The sequence below is a fragment of the Sphingomonas sp. NPDC092440 genome, from assembly GCF_044754985.1.
Classification (GTDB): domain Bacteria; phylum Pseudomonadota; class Alphaproteobacteria; order Sphingomonadales; family Sphingomonadaceae; genus Sphingomonas.
The window spans coordinates 156,615-171,106 of the sequence record NZ_JBIVQA010000004.1 but is presented as its reverse complement, the minus strand read 5'-3'; the positions used below and the strand labels follow the sequence as shown (position 1 = coordinate 171,106).

General features: G+C 70.2%; 13 protein-coding genes. 8 read left to right on the top strand and 5 right to left on the bottom strand.

Translation table 11 applies throughout. The features are described from left to right. Positions 1 to 48: 48 nt before the first annotated feature. Genes ACIQCS_RS08570 through ACIQCS_RS08555 form a run of 4 tightly spaced genes read right to left on the bottom strand, consistent with a single transcriptional unit; the run spans position 49 to position 6,302 of the window. Complete coding sequence (locus ACIQCS_RS08570; RefSeq protein WP_345849655.1) at positions 49 to 588, bottom strand: 2'-5' RNA ligase family protein; 540 nt, start codon at positions 586 to 588, stop codon at positions 49 to 51. Next, on the bottom strand, positions 588 to 3,917 hold the full coding sequence (locus ACIQCS_RS08565) for an error-prone DNA polymerase (protein WP_345849656.1): 3,330 nt from the start codon (positions 3,915 to 3,917) through the stop codon (positions 588 to 590). The genes ACIQCS_RS08570 and ACIQCS_RS08565 overlap by 1 nt, the downstream gene beginning before the upstream one ends. Further along, a complete protein-coding gene (locus ACIQCS_RS08560; RefSeq protein WP_345849657.1) occupies positions 3,914 to 5,638 on the bottom strand; it encodes a DUF6504 family protein in 1,725 nt (574 codons plus the stop codon). The genes ACIQCS_RS08565 and ACIQCS_RS08560 overlap by 4 nt, the downstream gene beginning before the upstream one ends. Further along, positions 5,553 to 6,302 carry a protein ImuA gene (locus ACIQCS_RS08555; RefSeq protein WP_345849658.1) on the bottom strand — a complete coding sequence of 250 codons (750 nt, stop codon included), beginning with the start codon at positions 6,300 to 6,302 and terminating at the stop codon, positions 5,553 to 5,555. Before ACIQCS_RS08555 ends, ACIQCS_RS08560 begins: the two co-directional genes overlap by 86 nt. Before the next feature lie 306 nt (positions 6,303 to 6,608). On the opposite strand from ACIQCS_RS08555, the gene ACIQCS_RS08550 reads away from it, so the two are divergent. The 7 genes from ACIQCS_RS08550 to ACIQCS_RS08520 are packed head-to-tail and all read left to right on the top strand — an operon-like array spanning position 6,609 to position 12,483. Beyond that, a complete protein-coding gene (locus tag ACIQCS_RS08550; protein ID WP_345849659.1) occupies positions 6,609 to 7,880 on the top strand; it encodes a 3-methyl-2-oxobutanoate dehydrogenase (2-methylpropanoyl-transferring) subunit alpha in 1,272 nt (423 codons plus the stop codon). Positions 7,881 to 7,915: 35 nt separating this feature from the next. Continuing rightward, entirely contained in the window at positions 7,916 to 8,920 is a 1,005-nt protein-coding gene (locus ACIQCS_RS08545) for an alpha-ketoacid dehydrogenase subunit beta (RefSeq protein ID WP_280278086.1), read from the top strand. A gap of 1 nt (position 8,921) precedes the next feature. Next, positions 8,922 to 10,262: a dihydrolipoamide acetyltransferase family protein gene (locus tag ACIQCS_RS08540; RefSeq protein WP_345849660.1), complete on the top strand. Its 1,341-nt coding sequence runs from the start codon at positions 8,922 to 8,924 to the stop codon at positions 10,260 to 10,262. A gap of 3 nt (positions 10,263 to 10,265) precedes the next feature. Next, positions 10,266 to 10,838 (top strand): MAPEG family protein, encoded by a 573-nt coding sequence (locus tag ACIQCS_RS08535; protein WP_345849661.1) that lies wholly within the window; start codon positions 10,266 to 10,268, stop codon positions 10,836 to 10,838. Between the two features lie 9 nt (positions 10,839 to 10,847). Then, the gene (locus tag ACIQCS_RS08530; RefSeq protein ID WP_345849662.1) at positions 10,848 to 11,348 is read left to right on the top strand and encodes a GNAT family N-acetyltransferase; all 501 of its coding nucleotides are present in this window, start codon (positions 10,848 to 10,850) and stop codon (positions 11,346 to 11,348) included. A gap of 9 nt (positions 11,349 to 11,357) precedes the next feature. Beyond that, positions 11,358 to 12,182 (top strand): hypothetical protein, encoded by an 825-nt coding sequence (locus ACIQCS_RS08525; RefSeq protein ID WP_345849663.1) that lies wholly within the window; start codon positions 11,358 to 11,360, stop codon positions 12,180 to 12,182. Position 12,183: 1 nt separating this feature from the next. Then, positions 12,184 to 12,483, top strand: a complete 300-nt coding sequence (locus tag ACIQCS_RS08520; protein ID WP_345849664.1) for a YciI-like protein — start codon at positions 12,184 to 12,186, stop codon at positions 12,481 to 12,483. A 6-nt stretch (positions 12,484 to 12,489) separates the two neighbouring features. Here ACIQCS_RS08520 and ACIQCS_RS08515 read toward each other — a convergent pair whose 3' ends face one another. Further along, a complete protein-coding gene (locus tag ACIQCS_RS08515; RefSeq protein WP_345849665.1) occupies positions 12,490 to 13,428 on the bottom strand; it encodes a hypothetical protein in 939 nt (312 codons plus the stop codon). A gap of 115 nt (positions 13,429 to 13,543) precedes the next feature. Here ACIQCS_RS08515 and rarD point away from each other — a divergent pair, with 115 nt between their 5' ends. Beyond that, positions 13,544 to 14,452, top strand: coding sequence for an EamA family transporter RarD (gene rarD, locus ACIQCS_RS08510; RefSeq protein ID WP_345849666.1), 909 nt, complete (start codon positions 13,544 to 13,546; stop codon positions 14,450 to 14,452). Positions 14,453 to 14,492: the final 40 nt, after the last annotated feature.

The window sequence follows — 14,492 nt, the reverse complement described above, 5'->3', positions numbered from 1 at the left end:
ACCCCGGCTCAAGGCCGGGGTGACGATGGAAGAATGTTGGCCCCCAATCTAGAAGCCGAACGATCCCTGGCGGTCGATCAGCGGCCAGCGGCCCAGCTCGATATGCCGGTGTGCGCCCAGGATCGAGTGGATCAGCACGAAATCGGTCGCGTCCCAGCCGATCGGCTCGATCCTTTGCGTGAAGGGGCGGCCCTTGCGGTAGAGCAGGGTCACGTGCGGATGGAAGTCCCAGCCCCGGCGGAGCAGAGCGGCGGCGGCCAGGCCGCGCTGCAGCTGGCGGCCCAGCTCGGCGAGCGCGGCGATGCTGCGGCCGGGCCGCAGCGCGATCGAATCGCCGCCCGCCGAGATGCGATCGAGCAGGACCGGCACCGGCGCCGCCGCGACCTGCTCGCCGATCGCGATCAACTCCCCGGCCTCGGCATAGGGGCGATGGCCGAAATCCTCGGTGATGCCGAGGGTAATGTGCAGCCGGTCATTCTCGACCAGGGCATCGGCCAGCCCGAGCCGGTCGCGCTGAACGCCGATCAGGTTGCGGGCCAGCGGCGCCGGGCGCAGCGCGAAGAACAGGCGGTGTCCGTGGATCGGCATCAGTGGAAGTCCCGCGAGCGGACGGGGATCAGGTCCGGCGCCTTGAGGCTGCGGCGGGGCGGCCAGCCGCCGGCCGAGTGCGCCCGGTCGCGCGGGTCGATCTCGCCGCCATGCCTCGCGCCGTCGCCGGGCATGGTCATGTCCGGCAGGTCGAGCTCGCCCACTTCGCGCAGCCAGGGCGTGAGGTCGGTGATCCGCTCGGCGACGAGATGGATGACGATCCCCTCGCGCTGCACCCGGCCGGCGATCGCCAGCATCGTGGCGGACATGACCGTCCGGCGATTGGCCTCGAACCGGTCGGCCCAGAGCACGGCATTGGCGATGCCGGTCTCGTCCTCCAGCGTGACGAACACCACGCCCTTGGCGCTGCCCGGCCGCTGGCGGACAAGGATCAGCCCGGCGACTTCCACCCGCTGCCCGTCCTGCATGTCCAGCAGGTCCGCGCAGCGTGCGATCCGCCGGGCCGCCAGCCGGGCGCGCAGGAAGGAGAGGGGATGGGCGCGCAACGACAGCTGGGTGGCGCGATAATCCTCCACCACCTCGCGCCCCGCGGTGAGCGGCGGGAGCGTCACCTGCGGCTCGATGCCCTCGGCCATGGTCGCGCCCGCGCGCGCATCGGCGGCGGCGAACAGGTCGAGCGGCGCCTGCCCCAGTCCCTTGATCGCCCAGAGCGCCTGGCGCCGGCCGAGGCCGAGCGCCTGGAAGGCATCGGCGCGCGCCAGCCGCTCGAGCGCCGCGGGCTTCACGCGCGCGCGGCGCCAGACGTCCTCGATCGACGCGAAGGGCGCCTGGGCGCGGGCCTTCAGGATCGCCTCGGCATCGCCCTGGGCCAGCCCCTGCACGATCCGCATGCCGAGCCGGATCGGCTGCAGGCCCGCCCAGTCCGCATCGGTGCCGCAGAACTTCGCGTCGCGAGGGCGCGGGTTCGGCCCCTCGGGCACCATCCGCGTGTCCCAGTCGCTGTCGTTGATGCAGACGGCGCGCGCTTCCACCCCGTGCGTGCGCGCATCGCGGATCAGCTGGGCAGGCGCGTAGAAGCCCATCGGCTGCGCGTTGAGCAGCGCGGTGCAGAACACGTCCGGATGATGGCATTTCATCCAGCTCGAGGCATAGGCGATCTTGGCGAAGCTGGCGGCGTGGCTCTCGGGAAAGCCGTAATTGCTGAAGCCCTTGATCTGCTCCACCATCTGCGCGGCGAAGGTCTCGCTGATTCCGTTCCTGCGCATGCCTTCGATCAGCTTGGGGCCGAACTCGCCGATATCGCCGCTCGACTTGAACGTCGCCATCGCGCGGCGCAGCCGGTCCGCTTCGCTGGCGGTGAAGCCGGCGCCGACGATCGCCACCTGCATCGCCTGTTCCTGGAACAGCGGCACGCCCAGCGTCTTCTTCAGCACCGCCTTCAGCTTGGGCGAGGGATAGTCGACCAGCTCCGGATGCTGCCGGCGCTTGAGATAGGGGTGGACCATGTTGCCCTGGATCGGCCCGGGCCGGACGATCGCGACCTGGATCGCCAGATCGTAGAAATCCACCGGCTTCATCCGCGGCAGCATCGACATCTGCGCGCGGCTCTCGATCTGGAACACGCCGAGCGTATCGGCCTGCTGGATCATCTCGAAGGTGAGGGGGTCGTCCTCCTGCATCCTCGGCGATGCCAGGGTCAGGTGAGTCCGCTTGTGCCGGGCCAGCAGGTCGAAGGTGCGCCGCATGCAGCCGAGCATGCCGAGGCCGAGGATATCGACCTTCATGAAGCCCAGCTCCTCGATGTCCAGCTTCTCCCATTCGACGACATGGCGATCGACCATCGCGGCGGGCTCCACCGGGATCAGGTCGTGCAGCCGGTCGCGGGTGAGCACGAAGCCGCCGGGATGCTGGGAGAGGTGGCGCGGCGTGTCGACCAGCTGGCGTGCGAGCTCCAGGGTCAGCGCCAGCCGCGGATCGTTGCGATCGAGGTTGAGCGCATCGGCATGGCGATCGTCGACGTCGTTCGACCAGCCCCAGACCTGGGACGAGAGCGCCGCGGTCATGTCCTCGGGCAGGCCCATCGCCTTGCCGACTTCGCGCAGCGCGCTGCGCGAGCGGAAGCGGATCACCACCGCGGTCAGCGCGGCATGGTCCTGGCCGTAATTCTCGTAGATCCACTGGATCACTTCCTCGCGCCGCTCATGCTCGAAATCGACGTCGATGTCGGGCGGCTCCTTGCGCTCGGTCGAGATGAAGCGCTCGAACAGCAGCTGGTGCTTGATCGGATCGATCGACGTGATGCCCAGCGCGAAGCAGATCACCGAATTGGCGGCGCTGCCGCGACCCTGGCAGAGGATGTGCTGGCTGAGCGCGAACTGGACGATCGAATTGACCGTCAGGAAATAGGGCGCGTACTCCATCTTCGCGACGAGCCCCAGCTCATGGGTGAGCAGGTCCTGGTGCGCCTGGCTCGGCTTGCCGGCGAAGCGCTGCCTGAGCCCGTTCCAGGCAAGCGCGGCGAGCGCGTCCTGGGCGCTGCGGCCATGGATGACTTCCTCCTCGGGATATTGATGCTTCAGGTCGCGCAGCGAGAAGGTGCAGCGTTCGGCGATCGCTGCGGATGCGGCGAGCGCCTGCGGATAGTCGCGGAAGCGGCGCGCCATTTCTTGCGGAGACTTGAGGTGCCGGTCGGCGCTGCGCTCGCGGCGGAAGCCGAGTTCGTCGATCGTGCATTTCTCGCGGATCGCGGTGACGACGTCCTGCAGCATGCGCCGGTCGGGCGTGTCGTAGAGCACGTCGCCGGTGGCGAGCGGCGTGAGGCCGAAGCGGCGGGCGGCGCCGTCGAGCGCGTGCAGCCGCATTGCATCCCCGGGGCGGCGATGCCAGGTGAGGCAGACATGGCCGCGCCCCTCGAACAGGTCCGCCATCCAGCGCAGCGCCTGGGGATCGCCGGTATCGGCAAGGCCGGGGACGAGCGCGCCGACCATCCCCTGCGCCGCTTCGGCAAGATCGTCCCAATGGAGGAAGCACCGGCCCTTCTCGCCCTTCTGCGCATCGGCCCGCGACTTGCCGAGGGTGAGCAGGCGCGTGAGCCGGGACCAGGCCGCGACATCCTCCGGCCAGACCAGCACCGCGCTGCCATCGACCAGGTCGAGCCGGCAGCCGGCGATCATCCGGATGGGAATACCGGCATGGGAGAGCTGCTCGGCGGCGACCAGCGAACGCACCACGCCGCCCACCGAATTGCGATCGACGATGCCGAGCGCGGGCAGGCCCAGCCGCGCGCCCGTGCGGAACAGGTCCTCGGGCGACGAGGCGCCGCGCAGGAACGAGAAGTGCGTCGTCACCTGGAGCTCGGAATAGGTCATCCGAACACGCCGTGGAGATACCAGCTGAGATCGCCGGTCACCGCGCGCTCGCCATCGCCCGAACGGAACAGCCAGTAGCGGCGGCCCGCCTCGTCCTCGACGCGGAAATAGTCGCGCACGCTCATCCGCTCGGCATCGCGCTTCCACCATTCGCCCTGGATCCGCTCGGGCCCGTCGGCATGGATCACCTGATGAGCGCGGCCGCGCCAGGTGAAGCGGCGCGGGGCATGGTCGGGCAGCTCGGCCATGACGTGATCCAGTCGTTCGGGCCGGGCGAGCAGCCGCGCGGGGCGCGGCCAGCCCGGGTGCCAGGGCGGCAAGGGCGGGTTGCGATCGAGCTGGCGGACATCGTCGCGCTTCGCGCGCATCGCCCCGCGCGCGGGCGGATCGAGCACCGGCGCGCGCGCCAGGGATCGCTCGGGCACGTCGCTTGCCACCGGCCGCATCCGCCACAGGGCGGCCAGGCCGATCCGCGTCGCCAGCGTGTCCACCAGCGTGGCGAGGTCGGGCGCGGCGTCCTCGTCCAGCCGCTCGACCACCGGCTCGGGCCCGAGCCCCCCGGCGCGGCGGACATGGAGCGTGATCGCATCGATGCCATAGCCGGGTTCGACATCCTCGATCCGGCGCCGGAGCAGGCGCAGGAGGTGCGCGCCGTCGCGGCTGGGCCGGGCCAGGCCGATGCGGATGCGCTGCGGCACGCCGTCGATGCGCTCGGCGACGCACTCGAGCGCCTGCACGCCCAGCCCCTTCGCCTCGAGCGCGGCGGCGAGGCGCGGGGTGAGCACGCCCAGCCAATGCGCGATGGCCTCGGCAGTGGCGATCGGCTCGGCGAAGCGCTGGCGGACGGCGATCGCCTCGGGCGGGATCACCGGGTCGAGCGGCTCGGCGATGCGGCCCAGCGCCTGGTCGAGCCGCAATGCCGTGCCGCTGCCGAAGCGGCGGACGAGCGGGGCGCGGGGCAGGGCGGCGAGCTGGCCGATCCGTTCGACGCCCAGGCGCCTGAGCAGCTCCACCGCCGCTTCGTCGATGCGCAGTGCCGGCATGGGGAGATCGGCGAGCGCGCGCGCCTGCTCGCCGGGCGGGCAGATGCAGCTTCCCCGGTAGCGGGCGAGCGCCCAGGCGGCGCCCGGCGTGTCGGCGATGGCGATGCGGGCGGCGAACCCGGCGCGGGCGAGCAGGCGGGCGATGTGCCGCGCCATCTTCTCCTCGCCGCCGAACAGGTGCGCGGTGCCGGAAAGGTCGAGGAACAGCCCGTCGGTGCCCGACAGCGCCGCGACCGGCGACCAGCGCCGCGCGGCGAGGATCGCCAGGCGCTTCAGCGCGGCGAGATCGCCCTCGGGATCGGCGGGGCGGATGTCGAGCCCCGGCACCTGCGCGCGCGCCTGGGTGACGGCCATGCCGGGCCGCAGCCCCAGTGCCTGGGCGGCGGGGCAGGCGGCGGCGATCTCGATCCGGCTGCCGCTGCGGATGGACGTGACGAGGGGGGCGTATAATTCCTCCCCCAGTTCCTTCCCGAGCCGAGCTGGGGGAGGAACTGGTTCATCCGCCTGCGCCCATTTCGCGCCCGGCCGCCAATGGCCCTCATGCTGGGCCGGCTTGCGCAGCGGCGCCTGGGGCGCGGCGAAGGCGCGCGGATCAGGCCGCGCGGCGGGGGGCGCTTCCGCCCGCCACAGCCTTTCGATGGGCCATAGCGGGAGGAAGAGCGCAGCGACCCGTTGCATCGCATGCCTCCACGATCGTCTCGAAACCCTCGCCCCCCTTTTGCCGCGCCAATTCGAGCTTCCAGCGCGGGCGGCCGACGCCGGCGACCGGCAGCGGCGCCGAGGGCGCGCAGGTCACCCGCCAGCGCGTCACCGCCGCCGAGGGCATGCCGATCGGATCGCTGCCCTCGCGCGCGGCGCGCTTCAGCAGCAGCGCGATCGTCCGCCCGCCCTCCGCCGCCAGCTGGAGCCGGCGCGTCGCAGTCATGTCCGCGCGCCTGGCCTCGCCGATCACCGCGCCCAGGCCGCGATGGCGCAGCCCTTCCTCCATGATCGCGAGCAGCTCGGCATCGTCCTTCGCCTCGGCATAGATCAGCCTTTTGGGATCGAGCCCCGACTGGGCGAGGCCGGGCGCGAACAGGTCGCGCCGCCGCACCACCCAGAGCACCGGGCCCCAGGCGCGTGCCGCGAGCCCGGCGAGGAACAGGGTGGCCGCGCAATCATCGGCCATGTCGCTCGTGCCCGCCGCCGCCTCGTGCAGCGCATCGAGCCTGAGACCGCCATCGGCAAGGCGCGAATCGATCGCCTCGATGCCGAAGGGCAGCGAAGGCCGCCGGCGGAATCCACCGGTCTCGAGACCGCGCAGCGTCTCGCGCAATTGCTTCAGGACGGCAGGATCGGCCATGGGGCACGCGACTCGAAGAATAGAATGTTCCCATTCTGTTCCTTATTGCCGACGAGTCAATTGCCATTCCGCAGCGCGTGCCTAGGCTCGGCCCCAATTCGTCGTTTCCAGGGAGCCGGCCTCCTGGGAGGCAAGCGCCGCAGCGACGGATCCGTCTGGATTTTTCGTCCCGAATTCCCAGCATTTCGCCCGGCATTTCAGGTCAGCACCTCTGACCTACTTGCGCGGACCGTTGAAATTTTATAACAATGGCGTGAAACGTGATTCCCGCGCGTTTGGCGACGGGAGCCTATGTCCGGAGAGCCCATGTCGAGCGAGCGCGATCGCGCCAATCTGCCCCCGCTTGCGCTGCACGTGCCCGAGCCGCGATTCCGCCCGGGCGACGAGGCGGACTTCAGCGACATTATGGTGCCGGCGGCCGGCGTTACCCGCCGTCCCGACACCGCCGACCGTGCCGACAGCTTCCACGAGCTGGCATATGGCCTGGTCCGCGTGCTCGACGATTCGGGGCAGGCGGTCGGCCCCTGGGACCCGCGGCTCGACGCGGACGCCAAGCGCCGCATGCTCCGCGCGATGGCGCTCACCCGCGCGTTCGACGAGCGCATGTTCCGCGCCCAGCGCCAGGGCAAGACCAGCTTCTACATGAAGTCCACCGGCGAGGAGGCCGTCTCGATCGGCGCGGCGATGGCGCTGGCCGGCGACGACATGTGCTTCCCCTCCTATCGCCAGCAGGGGATCCTCATCACGCGCGGCTATCCGATCGTGCAGATGATGAACCAGATCTATTCGAACAAGGCCGATCCGCTCGAGGGCCGCCAGCTGCCGATCATGTATTCGTCGAAGGAATTCGGCTTCTTCTCGATCTCGGGCAACCTCGCCACCCAATATCCCCAGGCGGTCGGCTGGGCGATGGCGAGCGCGGCCAAGGGCGACACGCGCATCTCCGCCACCTGGTGCGGCGAGGGGTCGACGGCCGAGGGCGATTTCCACTCGGCGCTCACCTTCGCGACCGTCTACAAGGCGCCGGTCATCTTCAACGTCGTCAACAACCAATGGGCGATCAGCTCCTTCTCGGGCTTTGCCGGGGCGGAGGCGACGACCTTCGCGGCGCGGGCGATCGGCTATGGCATCGCGGGTCTCCGCGTCGACGGCAATGACGCGCTCGCCGTGTACGCGGCGACCGAATGGGCGGCCGAGCGCGCGCGGACCAACCAGGGCCCGACGCTGATCGAGCATTTCACCTATCGCGCCGAGGGCCATTCCACGTCCGATGATCCCACGGCCTATCGCTCGGCCGGTGAGCCCAATGCCTGGCCGCTCGGCGACCCGATCCGGCGGTTGAAGGAACATCTCATCGCCATCGGCGAATGGGACGAGGAACGCCACGCCGCCCAGGATCTCGAGCTTGCCGAGCTGGTCAAGGCCTCGCAGAAGGAAGCCGAGAAGAACGGCATCCTCGGCCACGGCATGCACCAGCCCTTCGAATCGATGTTCGAGGGCGTGTTCGAAGAGATTCCCTGGCACCTGAAGGAACAGCAGCAGCAGATGCTGGACGAGCAGAAGGCGGCCGGCCTGTGAGCGACATTATCGACGCCGAGGGCGCCACCGTGCAGATGAACATGATCCAGGCGATCAATTCCGCCATGGACGTGATGATGGCGCGCGATCCGAACGTAATCGTGATGGGCGAGGATGTCGGCTATTTCGGCGGCGTGTTCCGCGCCACCGCCGGGCTCCAGGCCAAGTACGGCAAGGCGCGCGCCTTCGATACGCCGATCACCGAGATCGGCATCATGGGCGTGGCGATCGGCATGGGCGCCTATGGCCTGCGCCCCGTGCCCGAGATCCAGTTCGCCGATTACATCTATCCGGCGCTCGACCAGCTCGTCTCCGAAGCCGCGCGCCTGCGCTATCGCTCGGCGGCGGACTTCACCGCGCCGATCACGATCCGCTCGCCCTATGGCGGCGGCATCTTCGGCGGCCAGACGCACAGCCAGTCGCCCGAGGGCATCTTCACCCATGTCTCGGGCATGAAGACAGTGATCCCCTCGACGCCATACGACGCCAAGGGCCTGCTGATCGCGGCGATCGAGGATAACGACCCCGTGCTCTTCCTCGAGCCCAAGCGCATCTATAACGGCCCGTTCCACGGCCATTACGATCGCCCGGCCAAGACCTGGGCCGATCATCCCGGCGCCCAGGTGCCCCAGGGCTATTACCGGGTCGAGCTGGGCAAGGCCGCGGTGGTCCGCCCGGGCGAGGCAGTGACGATCCTCTGCTACGGCACGATGGTGCACGTGGTCGCCAACACGGTCGAGGAACTGGGCGTGGACGCCGAGATCGTCGACCTGCGCACGCTGGTGCCGCTCGACATCGCGACGATCGAGGAATCGGTGAAGAAGACCGGGCGCTGCCTGATCGTCCATGAGGCGACGCGCACCTCGGGCTTCGGCGCCGAGCTTTCGGCCCAGGTGCAGGAGCGTTGCTTCTACCATCTCGAAGCGCCGATCGAGCGCGTCACCGGCTTCGACACGCCGTATCCGCACAGCCTGGAATGGGCTTATTTCCCCGGCCCGGTCCGCATCGGCACCGCCCTCAAGAAGATCCTGAAGGACTAACATGGCACGCTTCACGTTCCGCCTGCCGGACATCGGCGAAGGCATTGCCGAGGCCGAGATCGTCGCCTGGCACGTCAAGGTCGGCGACAAGGTGTCGGAGGACCAGCAGGTCGCCGACATGATGACCGACAAGGCCACGGTGGAGATGGAATCGCCCGTCTCCGGCGTGGTGGTCGAGCTGGCCGGCGAAGTCGGCGAGATGGTCGCGATCGGCTCGGGCCTGATGGTGATCGAAGTCGAGGGCGATGTCGCCGAGACGCCGGCCGAGGAGCAGGTCGAGGCGGAGACGCCGGGTGTGGAAGAGGTGGCCGAAACTCCCTCTCCCCTTGTGGGAGAGGGAAGGGGCCCGCTCGCGTCAGCGAGTGGGAAGGGTGAGGGGGATGAGACGCCCGCGCCCGAAACTCCCCCTCACCCTTCCGCCGCCTCCGGCGGCTCCCTCCCTCTCCCACAAGGGGAGAGGGAGAATAGGCAGGTCCTCGCCAGCCCCGCGGTTCGCGCCCGCGCCAAGGATCTCGGCATCGACCTTGCCAGCGTGAAGGCGGACGGCAATCACGTTCGCCACGCCGATCTCGACGCCTATCTGCGCTACGGCAGCGGCCAGGGCTATCACGCCCCGCACGCCAGCCGCGCCCGCGAGGATCAGCCGATCAAGGTCATCGGCATGCGCCGCCGCATCGCCGAAAACATGGCCGCATCGAAGCGCGCCATCCCGCACTTCACTTATGTCGACGAGATCGACGTCACCGCGCTCGAGGCGATGCGCGCCGACCTCAACGACAATCGTGGGGCACGCCCCAAGCTGACCATGCTGCCGTTCCTGATCGTCGCGATCTGCCGGGCGCTGCCCGATTTCCCGATGATCAACGCGCGCTATGACGACGAGGTCGGCGTGGTCACGCGCCATGGCCGCGTCCATCTCGGCATGGCGGCGCAGACCGATGCGGGCCTGATGGTGCCGGTGATCCGCGACGCGCAGGACAAGAATGTCTGGCAGCTCGCCACCGAGATCGGCCGCCTCGCCGAAGCCGCGCGCACCGGCAAGGCCAAGTCGGAGGAGCTGAGTGGCTCGACGCTCACCGTCACGTCGCTCGGCCCGCTCGGCGGCATCGCCACCACCCCGGTGATCAACCGGCCCGAAGTGGCGATCATCGGCCCGAACAAGATCGTCGAGCGCCCGATCTTCGCTAAGAATAGTCAGGGGGGCGACGAGATCGTCCGCGCCAAGCTGATGAACCTGTCGATCAGCTGCGACCACCGCGTGGTCGACGGCTGGGACGCGGCGAGCTTCGTCCAGGCAGTGAAGAAGCTGCTCGAGACTCCCGTCCTGCTGTTCGCGGATTGAGCGGTGGCGGGGCGGGCCACCATCGCCGGTGCCGTCGCCGCCTCGCTTCCCGTCGCGATCGGCCTGTGGGTGGCGCTGCGCCACGGCCTGCCGCCGATCGCGGCCCAGCCGATGCTGTTCGCGCTCCAATGCGCGGGCGCGGTGGTGCTGCTCGCGCTCGTGCCCGGCATCGAGGCGGTCGCGCACGAGCGGCTGTTCCATCGCTCGATCGACCCCCTGGCCGGCGCCGATTCGCCGCGGCTGATCGTCAACCAGCGCTACATCCAGAACACGCTCGAGCAGCTGGCGGTGCTGCTGCCGGGCCTGTTCCTGCTCGCGCAGTATGAGCCCGACCTGCGCCTCGTCGCCGCCACCGCGATCCTGTGGACGCTCGGGCGCTGGGCATGGTGGGTCGGCTATCACATCCATCCGCTGTGGCGCGGGCTCGGCGTCTATTCGATGTTCCTCGGGATGGCCGTGCTGCTCTGGGGCGTCGGCCGGTTCGGGTTCGAGCTGGCCGGCTGGGCCGGCGTGGCGGCGCTGCTCGGCCCCTTCGCGCTGATCGAGCTCTGGCTCTTCCGGGTGCTCCGCCGCTAGGATGCGGCAATGCAAGACTCGCTTCAGTGGCGGCCGATGACGGCGGACGATCTCGACGGCGTCGTCGCGGTGGCCCGCATCGCCTTTCCCGATCATCCCGAAGGCCGCGCCTGCTTCGTCGAGCGGCTCGCGCTCGCGCCCGCCACCTGCTTCGTGCTGGCGGGCAAGGGGCGGGTGGCCGGCTATCTGATCGCCTATCCCTGGCCGCTGGAGGCGATCCCGCCGCTCGACACGCTGCTGGGCGCGCTGCCGGAGACGCGGGACAGCTGGTATCTCCACGACCTGGCGCTGCTTCCCGAGGCGCGCGGCGGCGGCAATGCCCGGGCGGGGCTCGACCTGCTGTTCGGCGGGATCGACGCGCCGATCGCGCTCGTATCGGTGAACGAATCCGCCGCCTTCTGGGCGGCGCAGGGCTTCGCGCCGATCGACAGCCCGGCGCTAAGGGCCAAGCTCGCCAGTTATGGCCCGCATGCGCGTTACATGGTGCGGCGCGTCACAAAGCGGGTGTAGACCGGGGCCATGCACTTCGATCTTCTCCAGTCGATCAGCCTTGCCGGCGACGCTTCCGTTCCCAATGACGACCGCGCGGGCTTCGCGCGCACCCATGCCTGGGTGATCGACGGCGCCACCGATCTCGGCCCGCCGGGGCTGGTCGGCGCGCAGGGCGGCGCGGCCTGGCTGGCGAGCGTGGCGCAGGCGGCGTTCACCGGTTCCGGCGCCGGCACCATCGGCACGCTCTATGCCGATGTCGCCGCGCACGTCCTTGCCGCCTGGGAGCGCGACCGCACGCGCGATCCCGAGGATCGCTGGGAATATCCGCTCGCCTCCGCGCTCGCCGTCCGGCTGGGCGGCGAAGGGCTCGAGATCGGCTGGCTCGGCGATTGCGTCGGCTTTCTCCGCTCGGGCGGGAAGGTCGTGCGGTTTGGCCCGGAAAAGGAAATCCGCAATTCCGAGGCGGAGCGCGCCGCCAGCCTGGCCGAGCATGGCCTGGGCAGCCCCAAGCGCTCCGCGCCGATCCTCGCCAATCTCCGCGCGACTCGCGGGCGGAGCGGGATGCGCGTGCTCAGCGTGGATCCCGGGCACATGGCGCAAGTCGATACCGCGGGCATCGCCTGTGCGCCCGGTGACGAGGTCTTCCTGATGAGCGACGGCTATGCCGCGCTGATCGACAGCTATGCCGCCTATGACGATGCCGCGCTGGTCGAGGCGATCCGCGCGCGCGGCCTTGCCGCCGTCGCGGAGGAGCTGCGCGCGATCGAGCGCGCGGATGCCGCCTGCACGCGCTTTCCGCGCTTCAAGGCGTCGGACGACGCCACTGCCCTGTGGCTCCGCATCGGAGGCTGAGATGCACTGGATCCTGCGCTACGCCATCGCGCCCGACTATCTGGAGCGCCGCGCCGGCTTCCGCGACGCGCATCTGGCGCTGGCCTGGGAAAGCGCGGACACGGGCGCGCTGCTCCTGGGCGGCGCGGTCGGCGATCCGCCCGGGAGCGCCTTGCTGCTCTTCGCCAGCGAAGCGGCGGCGCGGGCCTTTGCCCATGCCGATCCCTATGTCGCCAACGGACTGGTCACGGGCTGGGAAGTGCTGCCGTGGAACACGGTGGTCGGCGGCGCGGCGGCGAACCCGGTGCGGCCCGCCGCCTGAGCCGCGCTAATCCCGGGCATAGATCGAGCGGCTGAGCGCGTCGCGCACCTCGTCGCGGCCGGCGGTGACGCGCGCGCGGGCATCCCGGTCGATCGCGCCGGCCTGTTCGGCGATTGCCTGGCGGCGGGCGCCCAGCGCAGCGAAGGCTGCCGCATCGGCGCCGCTGCGGAAGCCGAAATAGCCATTGGCATTGTACCAGCTCCGGCGCGCGAGCAGCGTGCACAGCTCGGCGGTGGCGTCGAGCATCGCCTGCTGGCTGGCGGGCAGCGGATCGGCCGCGGCATCGCCGACGATCCGGGCGATGCCCAGCTTCGCCGCCTTGGGCAGGCTGGCGCTCCCGATCGTCTCGGCCAGCGCCTTGCGTCGCGCCATGCGCGCCAGGCCCTGCTCGGCGACGAGCGCGCGGATCGGCGCGATCTCCTTGCAATTGCCGATCGCATGCGGGTTCTGCTGGAGCAGATAGGGGCTGTTGAGCGCGCCGGCGCCGAACTTGTCCAGCGCGCCGCCCAGCGCGCGCTGCGCGGCGACATCGGCCTGCAGCGCCTCGGCATAGAGGCGCGAGACCGGTCCGCGCGCGGCCGCCCCGGCGGGCAGGAGCGGCGTGCCGTCCGCCGCCAGCTCGATCTCGGCGAAGCTGCTCGCATCGGCGCGCGACTGGGTCTGGAACTGGCCGTGCGCGATCGCCGCCGCGCCGGCGCCGGCACCGATCAGCAATGCCAGCGAGCCGAGCTTCCATCCCAGATTCGCGCGGTGCGTCGTCGCCAGAAAGCCGATCAGCCACAGCACCAGCCCGGCCGCGGCTCCTCCGATCAGCAGCGCCGGGAACGGCAGCGGCGATCCGAAGCGCGGCCCCAGCAACGCCGCGAGCACCAGCACCGCGCCCCCGGCCAGAGTCGCGATCAGCGGATGGCCGTGCGGGCCTTCCTCATCCCAATTGTCCGACATGATTTCCCCCAGTTCCCGGCGACAGCCTAGCGGGGAAGCGTTTCCGTGCAATCGCTTTGGCGGCCCCAAGCCGGCCTTGCTTGCGCCGCGGCGCCGGCCCGCGCAAGGAGCCCGCATGACCAGCACCACCGTTACCGAGCGCACGTCCGGGCGCCGGGGCCTTGCCCTTGCGATCGGCGCCTATGGCCTTTGGGGCTTCCTGCCGCTCTATTTCCACATCCTGGCCAGCGTGCCGGCGCTGCAGATCCTGGCGCACCGCATCGTCTGGTCGGTGCTGTTCCTCGGCGTGCTGGTCTTCGCGCTCGGCCGGGCGGGCGCGATCTGGCGGGCGGCGCGCGGGCGCACCCTGTTGCTGCTCTGCGCCAGCGCCGCGCTGATCGCGGTCAACTGGTTCGTCTATATCTGGTCGGTCGAGACGGGCCATGTGCTCGAGGCGAGCCTGGGCTATTTCATCAATCCGCTGGTCAATGTCGCGCTCGGCATGCTCGTGCTCGGCGAGCGGCTGCGGCGCTGGCAGGGCGTGGCGATCGCGGTGGCCGGCGCGGGCGTGCTGGTGATGGCGCTCGATGGCGGCGGGGCGATCCTGATCTCGCTCGCGCTCGCCTTCAGCTTCGGCCTCTACGGGCTTGTCCGCAAGGTGGTGGCCATCGATTCGCTGGGCGGGCTCACCGTGGAGACGATCCTGCTGGTCCCCTTCGCCGCCGCCTGGCTGATCTATGCCGCCGGGCAGGGGACGAGCGGCTTCGGCGTGTCGGCCGGGCAGAATGCGCTGCTCCTCGCCGCGGGCGTGATCACCGCGACGCCGCTGCTGATGTTCGCCGCCGCTGCCCGGCTGATGCCGCTCTCGATGCTGGGGCTGCTCCAATATATCGCGCCGACCATCCAGTTCTTCATCGCGATCGCGCTGGGCGAGCCGCTGCGCACCGTGCACTTGATCACCTTCGCGCTGATCTGGGCGGGCTGCGCGCTCTATGCCTGGGACAGCCTCCGCGCCGCCCGCGCGCCCCTGCCCGGCGACGCCTAGATACGGCTTCAAATGTAGGATTTCCTCTGGTGGAGTCGGC

Bases quoted from the DNA above. Each gene is read 5' to 3' on its own strand.
- ACIQCS_RS08540 (WP_345849660.1), top strand. From the start codon at position 8,922: ATGGCACGCTTCACGTTCCGCCTGCCGGACATCGGCGAAGGCATTGCC.
- ACIQCS_RS08550 (WP_345849659.1), top strand. From the start codon at position 6,609: ATGTCGAGCGAGCGCGATCGCGCCAATCTGCCCCCGCTTGCGCTGCAC.
- rarD (WP_345849666.1), top strand. From the start codon at position 13,544: ATGACCAGCACCACCGTTACCGAGCGCACGTCCGGGCGCCGGGGCCTT.
- ACIQCS_RS08555 (WP_345849658.1), bottom strand. From the start codon at position 6,302: ATGGCCGATCCTGCCGTCCTGAAGCAATTGCGCGAGACGCTGCGCGGT.
- ACIQCS_RS08515 (WP_345849665.1), bottom strand. From the start codon at position 13,428: ATGTCGGACAATTGGGATGAGGAAGGCCCGCACGGCCATCCGCTGATC.
- ACIQCS_RS08565 (WP_345849656.1), bottom strand. From the start codon at position 3,917: ATGACCTATTCCGAGCTCCAGGTGACGACGCACTTCTCGTTCCTGCGC.
- ACIQCS_RS08545 (WP_280278086.1), top strand. From the start codon at position 7,916: ATGAACATGATCCAGGCGATCAATTCCGCCATGGACGTGATGATGGCG.
- ACIQCS_RS08525 (WP_345849663.1), top strand. From the start codon at position 11,358: ATGCACTTCGATCTTCTCCAGTCGATCAGCCTTGCCGGCGACGCTTCC.
- ACIQCS_RS08520 (WP_345849664.1), top strand. From the start codon at position 12,184: ATGCACTGGATCCTGCGCTACGCCATCGCGCCCGACTATCTGGAGCGC.
- ACIQCS_RS08530 (WP_345849662.1), top strand. From the start codon at position 10,848: ATGCAAGACTCGCTTCAGTGGCGGCCGATGACGGCGGACGATCTCGAC.
- ACIQCS_RS08560 (WP_345849657.1), bottom strand. From the start codon at position 5,638: ATGCAACGGGTCGCTGCGCTCTTCCTCCCGCTATGGCCCATCGAAAGG.
- ACIQCS_RS08570 (WP_345849655.1), bottom strand. From the start codon at position 588: ATGCCGATCCACGGACACCGCCTGTTCTTCGCGCTGCGCCCGGCGCCG.